Consider the following 13,487-nt stretch of genomic DNA (forward strand, 5'->3'; position numbering starts at 1 on the left):
GGTTGGAACGATGACTACTTACGTAGCATTCTCAACGGCTTGGCCACTCCGTAAGTCAAACGCGATTGCCCTGACCCAAGTGGGACAGTACTTTGGCCGTCTGCGAAGAGGCTTTGCGAAATTGGCCTGTGTCCACAGACCTCGTACGTCCCGGAATTGGCCCCACCATTCCCTTGCATTGTTCAGATCCTTTTCTTCAGGCCTGCGCACATCTTTCAGAAGAAATCGACATTCCGCTTCAAACTCATTTGGCCGAGACCCGGCTTCAACAAATCATGGCACAAGACAAGTTCGGCACCTCATTGACCGAACATCTCGACCAGCTTGGCGTCCTGTCTCATCGGTTTAGCGGCGCACACGGCGTTTGGCTGTCAGAGACGGAAATGACGCTGTTGGCCGAGGCTAAGGCTGGAATTTCACATAACCCGATGAGCAACCTTCGCATTGGCTCCGGGATCGCACAGACGCGCCGCCTTGCCGATGCAGGCATCACGATCGGCATCGGCACCGACGCCAGCAATACATCCGATGGGCAGAACATGTTCGAGGCGATGCGCCTGGCTGCAATGATTAGCCGGGCGCACACGATCGACAGCGACCAATGGGTCCGCACGGCCGAAGCGTTCGATATGGCCACACGTGGCAGCGCACAGCTGCTCAGGTTCGACAAAGTCGGCCGGATCGCCGAAGGCTGGGCCGCAGACCTTGTGTTCCTTGACCAAGGCTATTGCCACTACACGCCGCAGCGGACGACACTTGATCAGATCGTCTTTGCTGAAACAGGCGCCGCCGTGCGTGAGGTGATGATTGCCGGGCAGATGGTACTCGCCCAAGACCGCATCCTGACGCTGGATGAAACCGCTCTCCGTCACCGCGCGCTGTCGGCTGCAGACCGTATCACTCATGCCAATAAGGACGCTCGCACGATGAATGCCGCCGCAGCCAAAGTGGTAAAAGGTTTCTGCCATCGCCATTGTACAGCCCATCTTCCCCAATAAACGAGGACATCATGGATCAAAAAACTGACCCTGCCACAGCGGCAAAATCCATCGTCGAAGCTTATCTCGAACGGTCAATGGTGCCCGACCCCGAAGGCGCGCGCGCATATGTGTCCGATAACTTCAAAATCACCTTTACCGGTGGGCGTAAATTCACTGGCCCGCATGAGACCTCAGCCTTCAACGCCAAACGGTATAAGTGGGTAAAGAAAAAGTTTCTGCGCACCGACGCCGCTTTCGATCCTGCATCGGGGGATGTGCATGTTTATAATACGGGCTACCTGTACGGTGAATGGCATGACGGTACGACGTTCGAGACCAACCGCTATATGGACAGCTTTGTTGTTCGGAACGGGCAGATCGTCAGCACCCATGTCTGGAACGACAGCGCAGAAATCCTGCTGGACAAGGCAGGACTGGCAGAGGCCCCTTTATGACCCAATTGCCGACCCACGACCGTTACGATTACAGCGCCATCACGGACAGGCCTGACTATGACTGGCCGGGCGGAAAACGCCTTGCTGTCTATATCGGCCTCAACCTTGAACATTTTGCTTTTGGCGAGGGTCTGGGTGCTGAACTGGCTCCGGGTGGGCCACAGCCCGACGTTCTGAACTACGCATGGCGTGACTATGGCAACCGTGTTGGCGCATGGCGAATGTTAGACCTGTTTAGCGCCTTGAACATGCCCGCAAGCGTTCTCGCCAATTCGGTGATGTATGACTACGCGCCAGATCTGATGGCGGCCTTTAGCGCCCGTGGCGACGAGATCGTTGGTCATGGGCGCACCAATTCGGAACGGCAAAGTGTGTTGTCTCTCGAAGATGAGGAAACTCTGATCAAAGAGGCGACAGGCATTCTAACCGAGGCCGAGGGCAAAGCGCCAAAAGGCTGGCTATCCCCGTGGATCGCAGAAAGTCGCGTCACGCCTGATCTGCTCAAAAAGGCTGGCTACACCTACACTCTTAACTGGTGCATGGATGACCAACCCGTTTGGATGCGAACCAAGCACGGGCCAATTTTGTCGATCCCCTACCCTCAGGAAGCCAACGACATTCCGTCTATCGTTGCTCGCAAAGATGGTGCTTGTGCATTTGCTGATATCATCATCGACACATTTGATGAAATGCTTGAACAATCCGTGCAGCAGCCGCTGGTCATGGGGATCGCACTTCACCCTTATCTGGTCGGACACCCTTACCGTCTGCGCCATTTGCGTCGTGCCTTGCAGCACATCTGCGCCCACCGGGATGACATCTGGTTCACGCAGGCCGGGGCCATCTACGACTTTTGCGCTGATCATCCGGCTATTGCGAAACCGGCGTGACCGCTTAGCGTTGTTCAAGTGCGTTTTCCCATTCGGTCAAAAACGTCCGGCGATTGAGCGGGTCGAGATAGACCATCAAAGCTGGGCCTAATCGGATCGGACCAAACCCAACCAGACTGTCCGCGCCCGAATGGCCTAGCGGCGGCAACGGCCAATCGCCCGGCGCTTCGCGTTGACCAAGACCCGCAAGCATGTCGATAAGTGCGCCTGCTGCTGTGATTTCCTGTGCCGTAGAGGGTATGATTGCTGTCCGCAAGATGGCGTTGGCGAAGTCCTCCATGCCAAGAATCTGGACGCGCCCACCGGAATCCCGTGCGAGCCTCTCTGCCGCATAGCTGCCAAGGACGTTATAGGCCAAAGCAAGACGCCCAGCTGCCACGTCGTCGATCATCTGGCCGGAACAACAGTAAAGCTGCGGATTTAATCGACCCATAACCTCGGATAACCGCCAATAGGCGTCGGTTGATCGTGCTTCCTGTGTGGCGAACAAATACCCAAGGCCACTGTCACGCACGTCATAAGTTCCAACAGCACCATCGAAACGCTCGGGGTATTCACGGAGCACGGTGATCAGTTCTTGGCGTGTCGTTGGCAGATCAAGCCCACTGAACCTCTGTGTCGACAAAACCACCACGGCAGGTTCTGCCGTAAACGCAAAGATCAGGTCGCGCCATCGCGCCCATTCTGGAAGGCTCGCGGTGCGTTCAGATTGGTGACTTTGTGCAAACCCATCATTGGCCAATTGGAATTGCAGATCCATGGCTGATGACAAGGCTAGGTCAAACACAGCACCACTACGGATTGCTCTGTGCAGTTCTGCAGACGACACAACTGTGTAATCAATCGACAAGCTCGGTTGTTCAGATTGGAATGCGTTGAGATACGGCTCGAACACTTCGAGATCAGCTGTCGAGATGACCTTCAGAACGCGGTCACCGGAGCCAGGGAACAAACGATGGTCCTCGATTTCCAATGCCGAGGCGAGTGTTCCGAGGCAAATCAGTATGAGGGCAAGACAAGTGTCGCGCATGTGCCTGCAACCCCTTCTCGGTTTTGAAGTACGAGCCGTCCGCCATGAGCCAAAAGCACGTCTTTCGCGATAGTCAGACCAAGTCCTGAGCCGACAATCCCTTGCGTATTGCTGCCGCGCTGAAAGCGTTGGGTCAACGCATCGACCGGACCATCCCCTAAACCCGGACCTTCGTCCATTACAGAAATGTGGATTTCGTGGTCCTTCTGGGTCACGGCAATCGCGACATCCGTTTCCGACGAAGAATACTTGATCGCATTGTCCAATACGTTTCTCAGAGCGTTTTCCAGCAGCACGGGATCACCTTTTACATGCGTAGGCGGTGCATCTATTGTCAGGCGAATGTCTTTCATCGTGGCGGTCGGTTCCAACCCGGATGCCGTTTGTCGGACCAGATCGGACAGGTTGATTGGGAGACGAGCCAGATCATCAGATCTGTAAATAACCGTCGCATGATCAAGCAACTGCCCAGCAGACCGAGAGCTTTCGTCAACAGCCCGGATCATCTGACGAAGCCGCTTTTTTTGTCCTTCATCTTGGGTTGACCGCAGGGCGATTTCGGACTGCGCGCGCACCGTAGCCAATGGGGTTCGAATGCGATGCGCTGCCTCGGCAATAAAATCCTCAGCGCTTCGGATGGACTGACCAAGACGATCCATAAGTCGGTTGAGTGACGTCAACAAAGGCGCAAGCTCGGTTGGTGCGGCACGTCGCAGTGGCCGCAAGTCGGACGGTCCGCGCCGAGATACGGCGGCTGCGATTTCATTCAGCGGTTTAAGAGATGTGCGTGCGGCAAAGGCGGACAGGCTGACAGCGACCAAAAAGAATGCAACTGACAGGATCGCTGCAAGCTGAGACAGTTCCGCAGAAATAGAGGCAACACCACTGCGCGTCTGGGCGACGGTCACATTCACCGACACAGGTTGCGTACCAGCCAGGACCAAACGCGAAACGGTCGCCATGCGCACCTCTTCACCACTGTATTCGCCCGTGTCAAAGGCAACTCTTCCTCCTGACAACCCTTCGGCTGTCGGGACCGGCAGGTCGCCGTACCCGGTCAACAAAGAGTCCTCTGTCGCCACGCGGTAGAACACCCGGTCTTCACTAATCGCGCCAAGCATTGAGAATGCCGAATACGGGAGTTCTAGACGAACCTCACCCTGTTCACTTCGCAGAGTTTCCGCAATCGTCGTCACCGATGCAGCAAGAACATTGTCTTGAGTTCGTTCAGCCGCTTGGCGGGCCAGTTCGGTCACCATCCACCAGCTAAGGACCGACAACAAGGCTGCAACACCCGCCAGTAGTAACGTCAATCGACGCCCGATAGAGCCCGTGCCGGTCACTGATCTCCGGTCTCCATGCGGTAGCCAAGACCACGAACGGTTTCGATCCTTAGCCCCATTCCATCAATCCGGCGGCGCAGACGTCCGACATATACTTCGATGGCGTTCTCAGTCACTTCGGCATCGTAGGAAAACAGGCGGTCCATCAATTGGCCTTTGGACAAGATCTGACCGCGATGGCGGGCAAAAACTTCGAGCAGGCGGATTTCACGGTTGCGCAAGTCAATCGCCTCTGCCCCATGACGCAGCGTACCCGCAAGCGGGTCGAACACTGCTTCACCTAGCGCAATTTCATTTCGGGCTTCCCCACCGCGCCGCCGCAACACAGCACGACACCGCGCCTCAAGTTCGGAGAAATCGAATGGTTTGGTGATGTAGTCGTCTGCCCCTTGATCCAATGCACCAACACGATCCGAGACCTGCGACCGTGCCGTCAAGACAATCACCGGCGTTTCAAGATGCGCGCGACTGCGCGCAAGAAAATCACGTCCATCACCATCCGGCAGCATCACGTCCAGCAGGATCAAATCATAGCTCGCAACGGCAAGACAGTCTTCGGCGTCTGATAAGCTGCCTGCGTGATCGACGGCATGCCCATCAAGAGCCAACCGGTTCACGATCGCCTCAGCCAGTTCCTGGTTGTCTTCCACCAGAAGATAGCGCACCCCGTTTCCTCCTTCGTGGCCCGTGTCAGGCTTCTGTCAGCTTTCTATGGTGATGTACGACCATGGGCGGGAGAGGACCGCCTGTCAAATGGGAGGATAACCAATGAACACTCTTGAGTGGTCACGCCGGTCGCTTATTGCTGCGGCCACCGCAACCGTTGCGCTTTCGGGCGTGGCATTCGCTTCCGGACATCAAAAGATGGAAGCGGTACATTTTCTGATCCCCGGCGGTGCCGGCGGCGGTTGGGACGGAACAGCTCGCGGAACCGGAGAAGCCCTGATGAATTCAGGTCTGGTCGGAACGGCAACATTCGAAAACATGTCAGGCGGCGGCGGCGGTGTTGCGATTGGCAACCTGATCGAAAACGCCGAGAGCAGCCATGGCACACTCATGGTCAATTCAACCCCAATCGTGATCCGCGCTCTGACCGGTGAAATTGCCCAAAGCTTTCGTGACCTGACGCTTGTTGCAGGCACAGTCGGCGACTACGCGGCACTTGTTGTAAACGCCGATAGCCCCATCAATTCGATGGAAGATGCGCTCGCATCCTATCGCGAAGATCCGAACGCTTTCGCAATCGGCGGTGGTTCTGTTCCGGGTGGCATGGACCACTTGGTTGCGGCAATCGTCATGCAAGCGGCAGGCGAAGATCCGACGGCATTCAACTACATCGGCTATGACGCGGGCGGCGAAGCAATGGCAGGTTTGCTGTCTGGCGAAATCGATGCACTGTCGACCGGGTTTTCCGAAGCGGTTGCTTTGGCAGAACAGGGCGAAGTCCGCATTCTCGGCGTGACCTCCCCGGACCGCGTTCCAGCATTTGATGCGGCCCCCAGCTTCACTGAGCAGGGTATTGATGCGCAGTTCGTCAACTGGCGTGGTTTCTTTGCGGCCCCCGGCCTACCGGAAGAGCAGCTGACAGCCTATCAGGACATGCTCGCCGAAATGATGGAAACCCCCGAGTGGGAAGAAGTTCGTGCCCGTATGGGTCTGGTCAACATCTTCCGTCCAGGTGACGAGTTCAAGACCTTCCTAGAAGGTCAAGAAAAGCAGATCGGTGATCTGATGCGCGAACTCGGCTTCCTCTGATCCTTTTCGCGGTCCGATTGGGCCTTGAAAACCTTTAAGGCGGATGCCCGGCTGGTTTGACCAGCACTGGGCATCCGCAAATTCAGACTTTTTCAAAACAACTGGGAGGAACGAGAGATGGCGCTTGATCGCTGGATCGCTCTGGCCTTTATCGCACTGTGTTGCGTTTACGGTTATGCAGCTTTTTTCACCATGGATGACCAGTTGCCACCGATCCTGCAACGCAACCCGGTCTGGCCATCGACTTTCCCGAAAATCCTCACGGTTTTTGGCCTTTTTGTGGGGTTGATCGTTCTGTTCACATCGAAACCGGATGCCAATGCCGCACCTGTCAAAGACGGCACGATCGACCTGAAGCGCCTTGGCGATTACCACATTGGTCAAGCCTTAGGCCTTTTGGCGCTGATGGTCATCTACGCGCTTACCCTCCGACCTCTGGGCTTCCTAGGATCTACGGTTGGGTTTTTGGTCATCGGTGCAGTCATCCTTGGCGAACGTCGCTTTCATATCCTGATCCCCGTGACGGTCATCGCGGCCGGGTCGATTTGGTATCTGGTCCAAGAGGTGTTGGGGATATTCCTGCGCCCTTGGCCCGGCATTTTCATGTAAAGGGGCCAATAGATGCTTGAAGGAATTCTGATAGGTCTGACCGCCGCCGTCACACCGTTTAACCTGATCATGGTTGTGATGGGTTGTGTCATCGGCACGTTGATCGGGATGTTGCCCGGCCTTGGGCCCATGTCAATCATCGCGATTATGATCCCGGTGGCTATTGGGATCGGTGACCCTACAGCGGCGCTGATCCTTTTGTCCGGCGTCTATTACGGTGCGATCTTTGGGGGCTCCACTTCGTCGATCCTGCTTAATGCGCCGGGAGTCGCCGGCACGGTTGCCACCAGCTTTGATGGCTACCCGATGGCCCGCAAGGGCCAGGCCGGCAAGGCCCTCACCATTGCGGCAGTTGCAAGTTTTGCAGGCGGCACCATTGGCGCGATCCTATTGATGATTTTTGCACCCGCCCTGTCATCCGTCGCGCTGCTCTTTCATTCTGCAGAGTACTTTGCCCTAATGGTCGTTGGCCTATCGGCGATTGCAGCCTTTGCCGGGACCGGTCAGGTCGCCAAGGCGCTCATGATGACGCTCTTGGGTCTCATGCTTGGCACAGTTGGCGAGGGCGCCTTGTCGAACATGCCACGCTTCACCTTCGGCATGATGGATCTGCAATCCGGGTTTTCGTTCATTACGCTAGCGATGGCGATGTTCGCTCTGCCCGAGGCTTTGTTTTTGGTGATGAACCCCGCACGCGCTGCCAATGGTTCGGGAGGGGACAGCGGCAAAATCACTGGCATGCGGATCACTCGCGATGAGGCGCGCAGCATTGCCCCTGTGATCGGGCGTCAATCCTTGCAAGGCTTTTTCATTGGTGTTCTTCCGGGGGCCGGTGCGACCATCGCATCGTTTCTGGGCTACGCTGTCGAGCGTAACATCGCTAAAGGAGCTGAGCAGGAAGAGTTCGGCAAAGGGTCGGTCAAAGGATTGGCCGCACCTGAGACTGCCAACAATGCAGCCTGCACCGGATCTTTTGTACCTTTGCTCACGCTCGGCATTCCAGGATCTGGCACCACAGCTATTTTGCTGGGTGCGCTCTTGGCGCTCAACGTCACGCCAGGACCGCGATTGATGACAGACACACCAGAGGTCTTCTGGGCTGTCATCATTTCTATGTACCTGGGCAATCTGGTTCTGCTGATCCTGAACCTGCCGCTCATTCCTTATATCGCTAAAATCCTGACGATTCCACGTACCTTCCTGATCCCGTTCATCTTGTTCTTCACATTGATGGGCAGCTATCTAGGACAGAACAATTCAACCGAACTTCTGATCCTTGTCGGGTTCGGTGTGGTCGCCACGATACTGCGTTTTGCGGATTATCCCCTGGCTCCACTTTTGATCGGCTTCATCCTTGGTACGATGCTTGAGAACAACTTTGCCCGGGCTATGCAGTTATATCGCGGTTTCGACTTTGTCCTTGAACGGCCAATGACACTTGGTTTGTTGGTTCTGGCCCTGATCCTTGTGATCCTACCCAGCTATCGCGGATACCGCGCGCGCAAGCGGGCCGAAGGCGTAGCAGATGGCGACTGACGAATCCTCCGGGCCCCTTAATGGGGTCCGGGTTCTTGACCTGACGAACGTTCTTGCCGGTCCATTCGCCTGTCACCAACTCGTGCATCTCGGGGCAGAAGTCATCAAGGTCGAGACAGTTGGTCAAGGTGATCTGGCCCGCAATTTAGGGGCTGATCCTGCCTTGTCTTCAAAAGGTATGGGGATTAGTTTTCTGGCACAGAACGCCGGTAAATCCTCCATAACACTGAACCTAAAAGATGCGCGCGGCAAAGACGTTCTCAAGCAACTAGTCGCGAACGCTGATGTGTTGGTCGAAAACTTCCGGCCAGGCGTCATGGATCGATTGGGCGTCGGGTACGATCAATTACAACGAAGCAATCCCAATCTCATTTACTGCGCCATTTCCGGCTTTGGTCAAACCGGTCCTTGGGCTAAACGCCCCGCCTACGATCAGATTGTTCAAGGCCTCTCCGGGGTTATGTCGATTACAGGCGACACAACGAATGCACCCCTACGGGTTGGATATCCGCTGGCCGATACCGTCGGTGGACTGACAGCGGCAATGGCGATTTGCGCAGCGCTTAATGCGCCTGTGCGGGGGACGTTCATCGACGTTTCGATGCTTGAAGCAGTATTGGCGACCATGGGTTGGGTTGTGTCGAACCATCTTGTCGGTGGCGTCACCCCGCAGCCTAACGGTAACGAAAACCCAACGTCGGCCCCCTCTGGTGCATTCCAATGCGCAGATGGACTGATCAATATTGCTGCAAACAAGGACGATCAGTGGGTCAGCTTGGCACGCCATCTTTGTCGTAGTGACCTGCTAGATGCGCCGGCCTTTGCCACACGCGAGGATCGCAAAGCGAACCGTCTGCGTCTGAAGGCAGAGTTGGAGACCGTTCTGACGACACGGTCAGCAAAGGACTGGGCGGAAGAGCTTAATGGTCTGGGCGTTCCTGCCGGAGCCGTCATGAGCGTGCCAGAAATCCTTGCGCATCCGCAGATCAGCGACCGCAACTTCATTAAACGGTTCGAACACGTGCAGGGCGTTGACCACGCGGTTGACCTTGTTTCAATCGGCACGATGCTGGATGGGAAACGCCCAACAGCCGACTCCCCACCACCTGCGTTGGGGCAAGATTCTAAGCGTATTCTAAATGGCTTGGGCTATACTCAGGCCGAGATTGACACCATGCGCCGGGAGGGCGTGATTTGACCGAACCCAACGATGTCGCGGATTGGTGGCGTACAAAAATCATAGACATGGAGCCCGGACGCATTCATTTGCGCGGACGTCCTGTTCAGGAGCTGATCGGGAACACCGGGTTCGCTCAGATGATCTGGCTGATGGTCGTCGGAGAAGAGATCACGGGCGCACGCGCAGACCTTTTTGAAGCCGCACTTGTGTCGGCTGTCGACCATGGCCCACAAGCCCCCTCGATTGCCGCCGCACGTATGGCTGCGACTTGTGGCATTGGATTGCAATCCGCGATGGCGACGGGACTCAATATGTTGGGCGATGTACATGGTGGTGCTGGCGAACAGGCCGTTGCCCTTTACCGTACTGTTGAACAAGCAGGACCAGACGGTTTGGAGACATCGTTGGACGCATGGCGCGCTGAACACGGCCGATTTGTTCCAGGCTTCGGGCATCGTTTCCACAAACCAGTCGATCCACGCACGCCACGCCTGCTGGAATTGGTGGATAGCGCTGCAAAGAGCGGTGCCGTTCCCGGTGCCTATGCAGAGATTGGGCGTGCCATCGAACGCCATCTTGCCGAGGAACGGGGAAAACCCATTCCGATGAATATCGACGGCGCGACCGCAGTGATCTACGCCGAGCTTGGCTGCCCTCCGCCCTTAGCGCGCGGATTTTTTGGTCTCTCACGCTCTGTTGGCATTTTGGCGCATGCGTGGGAACAGACGGAGCAAGGCGGACGCAACAAGGGGCCAACACCGCCAGGCTATAGATGGACCTATGACGCCAATTAACCGGGTGGTTTCGCCTGTTATTCCAACATTGATCATCGGCATGGCCGGTGCGTTTCTCTTCCATGCCATCGGATTTCCAGCCGCTTTCGTCACAGGCGCAGCCACAGCGGTAGCGATTGCGGCGCTCTTGGGTATGAAAACCGCGATGCCGCCTCGTCTGTGTGACGTGGTGTTTCTTTTGATCGGCGTGCAGATCGGCAGCACTGTGACGCCCGACGTGATTGAAGCGGCTTTGACATGGCCAATTTCGTTTCTGATTTTGACGCTAACCTTGGTTGTCATATTGCTGCTCGTTCCATTGAGCTTGCGCGCGTTCTTTGGCCACACACCTGCGACCGCATTTCTGGCCTCGGCCCCTGGACATTTGACCTTTGTGTTGGGGCTTTCGACAGAACTGAAGGCTGACGTACCACAAGTCGTTCTGGTGCAAACTGTACGGGTCTTTTTGCTGACACTGCTCGTCCCGGTCTTGATTTCGTTCTGGGGGGTCACAGGGGCCGGGACATTCATTGATCAGGGCATTAGTTCGGCTATTGAGTTGGCATTAACCCTCGGTACCGCGCTTGCCGTCGGTTTGATGTTCAAACGATTGTCCGTTCCAGCACCGTTGTTGATCGGCGCAATGTCTGCATCGGCCGTTGGTCATGGCAGCGGGTTGGTCACAGGTGTGGCACCTGTTTGGATGACAATGGGCGCGTTCATCTGCATGGGGGCTTTGATTGGCACACGGTTTGGCGGAATCGACAAATCGCTTTTGCGCAAAGCGTTCCTTGCTGGGCTATTCAGTACGTTGTCAGGCTGCATCATCGCAGCAATCGGTGCGTATGTAGCGGCCAGACTGGTCGGCCTTCCACCAGCTGCCTTGTTCTTGGCCTTTGCACCCGGTGGCGTTGAGGTGATGGCCGCACTTGCGATCGAAACAGGATTAGAGCCGGCGCTGGTTGCCGCGCATCATGTCTTTCGGCTTTTGGTACTGGGTGTATTGCTGCCGGTATTCGCAATACGTTTCAAAAACACATGAGACAACCGGTCCGTGTCATGTGGTTTGTTCAAACGACGATCCATCTGGGGTCTGGGTTTCCAGAACCGTCTCGACCTCGTTCAGCAACGCTTCGACAAGGTCACGCATCGCAATCCAATCCTTTTGCAATTTCAGTTCGGTCATAAGCCCATCGGTTTTGGCGGCAAGAGCGCCCAAACGCGCGAAGCCAAGCGTTGCTGCCACGCCAGAGATCTTATGTACGTGCTCTGACAAGGCGTCGATTAAATGCGGTTGGACGCCGTTTGCGTCGATCGCGTTGGCCAACCGGTCCATATCAAGACAGCGTTCCTCAAGTCGCACCAGAAAGCCGATACGGATGCGGGCGAGTTGTGGCCGAACATCTGGTACCGTTGACTGTTGCGATCGTGGCTCAGGCAAAATGCGCATCCTGCTTGTGATAGTCTTTGGCCGCTTTGATGGCTTCATCAATCAAGCGTGACGGTGTTGTCAAGTTCGAGGTTCGACAGGTCATCGCTGGTCCAACTGAGACGGAAGGCAGGCGCATGTGCAGTTCATCGTAGACCCTTTGGAATTCACCAATAAAGCCCATGAGCTGATCACCGAATGCTGCATTTCCCCGTTCGCGCCGTTTGGGAATCAGGCAGATAAATTCGCCGGCACCCTTGTAAGATATCATTTTAGCCGAGAATGGCAGGCAGTCTGCAATACAGGTCGCAACGTCCAACATGACGTCACCGAATACAGCACCGCCCTCCATGTCGAAAATCTCGCGGGCATTGGTGACTTGGACGCCAACCGCGACAACCGAAAGAGCACGAAAAAGGCCAAGAGCGTTGAGATAATTCTCCATTGCAAGAACTTCGATGCCGCCATCAATGCGCGTCATCGGAATGCTGTCATGAAAACCGTATGATGGCAAAACCGGAGTGTGACCGTTCTTGTTCACGGCGGTCAAGCTTGAGCGACGACGTTCAGAAACAAGAAGTTGCACAACGCCAAGACGGCTTTTGATCTCAGTTTCGTCGATCGGTTTTGTCAGATAATCCGTCGCACCAGCCGCAAACGCATCATCAATGTAGCGCTTGTCGGACATGGCAGTGTTCATCATGATCGGCACATCCGCATAGGATGGCAAAGCGCGAATGTGACGACAGAGCTCAATGCCGCTCATTCCGGGCATCTGAATGTCCAAAATGCAGCAATCAAAGCTCTGCGGTGCGTTCTTGATCAGATCAAGCGCTTCGCGCCCTGACATTGCCGGAGTCACGTCAGAATATCCCAGATGATTCAACGTATCCAAAAAGATCGCGATGAAATCCGGATCGTCGTCAACCGCAAGAATTCTCATGATTCACCCCTTTGATTTGGCAGCCCACTTTACGGGAGTTATCGCTAGGATGTTTGACGAATGTGGCACAAATTGGACGGACATCCAAAAGATACCATACAATCTAAAGTTTACTAAATCTTCGTTTCACCAGCGTGTTCAGACCAGATTCCCCGAATCTGAGCACCTAATGTCATTGGATCAAATGGTTTGGTAATGACGTCCAAAGCACCGGCATCAATCAACTCTTTCGTCATGGTGTCTTCGGCTTTGGCGGTCATAAAGATGACTGGAATATCACGGTGTTGGTCGATTGTTTTGATCTGCCGAGACAATTCAGGCCCGGTCATCCCCGGCATCATCACGTCCAGCAACAAGAGCTGTGGTGTTATGGTCTGCAGGCTTGCCAAAGCGGCAGGACCAGAGCTGAACTGGTGTATTTCAAACGTGTCCACCAATTCCAAAGCCATTTTAGCGATAACGCGAATGTCTTCGTCGTCATCAACATGTCAGGGCAATCGCGTTTGACTTACGGAGTGGCCAAGCCGTTGAGAATGCTACGTAAGTAGTCATCGTTCCAACCTG

At 55.4% G+C, this 13,487-nt stretch carries 14 protein-coding genes and 1 pseudogene; 9 read left to right on the forward strand and 6 right to left on the reverse strand.

Features of this window, described 5'->3' with window-relative positions:
• The first annotated feature begins 128 nt into the window (after nucleotides 1-128).
• From ACTG4M_RS15440 to ACTG4M_RS15450, 3 genes are read left to right on the forward strand one after another with little or no spacing between them, the layout of a single operon-like run.
• On the forward strand, nucleotides 129-998 hold the full coding sequence (locus ACTG4M_RS15440) for an amidohydrolase family protein (RefSeq protein ID WP_439124558.1): 870 nt from the start codon (nucleotides 129-131) through the stop codon (nucleotides 996-998).
• A gap of 11 nt (nucleotides 999-1,009) precedes the next feature.
• Nucleotides 1,010-1,435 carry a nuclear transport factor 2 family protein gene (locus ACTG4M_RS15445; RefSeq protein WP_439124559.1) on the forward strand — a complete coding sequence of 142 codons (426 nt, stop codon included), beginning with the start codon at nucleotides 1,010-1,012 and terminating at the stop codon, nucleotides 1,433-1,435.
• Entirely contained in the window at nucleotides 1,432-2,325 is an 894-nt protein-coding gene (locus tag ACTG4M_RS15450) for a polysaccharide deacetylase family protein (RefSeq protein ID WP_439124560.1), read from the forward strand. Before ACTG4M_RS15445 ends, ACTG4M_RS15450 begins: the two co-directional genes overlap by 4 nt.
• 4 nt (nucleotides 2,326-2,329) lie before the next feature.
• Here the strand turns inward: ACTG4M_RS15450 and ACTG4M_RS15455 are convergent, their stop codons facing one another.
• From ACTG4M_RS15455 to ACTG4M_RS15465, 3 genes are read right to left on the reverse strand one after another with little or no spacing between them, the layout of a single operon-like run.
• Nucleotides 2,330-3,355: an ABC transporter substrate-binding protein gene (locus tag ACTG4M_RS15455; RefSeq protein WP_439124561.1), complete on the reverse strand. Its 1,026-nt coding sequence runs from the start codon at nucleotides 3,353-3,355 to the stop codon at nucleotides 2,330-2,332.
• Complete coding sequence (locus ACTG4M_RS15460) at nucleotides 3,325-4,698, reverse strand: sensor histidine kinase (RefSeq protein ID WP_439124562.1); 1,374 nt, start codon at nucleotides 4,696-4,698, stop codon at nucleotides 3,325-3,327. The genes ACTG4M_RS15455 and ACTG4M_RS15460 overlap by 31 nt, the downstream gene beginning before the upstream one ends.
• Complete coding sequence (locus ACTG4M_RS15465) at nucleotides 4,695-5,363, reverse strand: response regulator transcription factor (protein ID WP_439124563.1); 669 nt, start codon at nucleotides 5,361-5,363, stop codon at nucleotides 4,695-4,697. The genes ACTG4M_RS15460 and ACTG4M_RS15465 overlap by 4 nt, the downstream gene beginning before the upstream one ends.
• A gap of 103 nt (nucleotides 5,364-5,466) precedes the next feature.
• Here ACTG4M_RS15465 and ACTG4M_RS15470 point away from each other — a divergent pair, with 103 nt between their 5' ends.
• From ACTG4M_RS15470 to ACTG4M_RS15495, 6 genes are all read left to right on the forward strand, one after another.
• The gene (locus ACTG4M_RS15470; RefSeq protein WP_439124564.1) at nucleotides 5,467-6,453 is read left to right on the forward strand and encodes a tripartite tricarboxylate transporter substrate binding protein; all 987 of its coding nucleotides are present in this window, start codon (nucleotides 5,467-5,469) and stop codon (nucleotides 6,451-6,453) included.
• A gap of 117 nt (nucleotides 6,454-6,570) precedes the next feature.
• Nucleotides 6,571-7,062, forward strand: coding sequence for a tripartite tricarboxylate transporter TctB family protein (locus ACTG4M_RS15475; RefSeq protein ID WP_439124565.1), 492 nt, complete (start codon nucleotides 6,571-6,573; stop codon nucleotides 7,060-7,062).
• 12 nt (nucleotides 7,063-7,074) lie between these two features.
• Nucleotides 7,075-8,598, forward strand: a complete 1,524-nt coding sequence (locus ACTG4M_RS15480; RefSeq protein ID WP_439124566.1) for a tripartite tricarboxylate transporter permease — start codon at nucleotides 7,075-7,077, stop codon at nucleotides 8,596-8,598.
• Nucleotides 8,588-9,796 (forward strand): CaiB/BaiF CoA transferase family protein, encoded by a 1,209-nt coding sequence (locus ACTG4M_RS15485; protein WP_439124567.1) that lies wholly within the window; start codon nucleotides 8,588-8,590, stop codon nucleotides 9,794-9,796. The genes ACTG4M_RS15480 and ACTG4M_RS15485 overlap by 11 nt, the downstream gene beginning before the upstream one ends.
• A complete protein-coding gene (locus ACTG4M_RS15490) occupies nucleotides 9,793-10,572 on the forward strand; it encodes a citryl-CoA lyase (RefSeq protein ID WP_439124568.1) in 780 nt (259 codons plus the stop codon). The genes ACTG4M_RS15485 and ACTG4M_RS15490 overlap by 4 nt, the downstream gene beginning before the upstream one ends.
• A complete protein-coding gene (locus ACTG4M_RS15495; protein ID WP_439124569.1) occupies nucleotides 10,559-11,593 on the forward strand; it encodes an AbrB family transcriptional regulator in 1,035 nt (344 codons plus the stop codon). The genes ACTG4M_RS15490 and ACTG4M_RS15495 overlap by 14 nt, the downstream gene beginning before the upstream one ends.
• Nucleotides 11,594-11,608: 15 nt before the next feature.
• Here ACTG4M_RS15495 and ACTG4M_RS15500 read toward each other — a convergent pair whose 3' ends face one another.
• The 3 genes and pseudogenes from ACTG4M_RS15500 to ACTG4M_RS15510 all read right to left on the reverse strand — a co-directional run.
• Nucleotides 11,609-11,992, reverse strand: a complete 384-nt coding sequence (locus tag ACTG4M_RS15500; RefSeq protein WP_439124570.1) for an Hpt domain-containing protein — start codon at nucleotides 11,990-11,992, stop codon at nucleotides 11,609-11,611.
• Nucleotides 11,985-12,923: a response regulator gene (locus ACTG4M_RS15505; protein WP_439124571.1), complete on the reverse strand. Its 939-nt coding sequence runs from the start codon at nucleotides 12,921-12,923 to the stop codon at nucleotides 11,985-11,987. Before ACTG4M_RS15505 ends, ACTG4M_RS15500 begins: the two co-directional genes overlap by 8 nt.
• A gap of 113 nt (nucleotides 12,924-13,036) precedes the next feature.
• A pseudogene (locus ACTG4M_RS15510) lies at nucleotides 13,037-13,396 on the reverse strand (response regulator); the annotation flags it as partial.
• Nucleotides 13,397-13,487 lie beyond the last annotated feature (91 nt).

Origin of the sequence: Marivita sp., assembly GCF_965656765.1 — a bacterium.
In the GTDB taxonomy this organism is placed as follows: Bacteria; Pseudomonadota; Alphaproteobacteria; order Rhodobacterales; family Rhodobacteraceae; genus Marivita.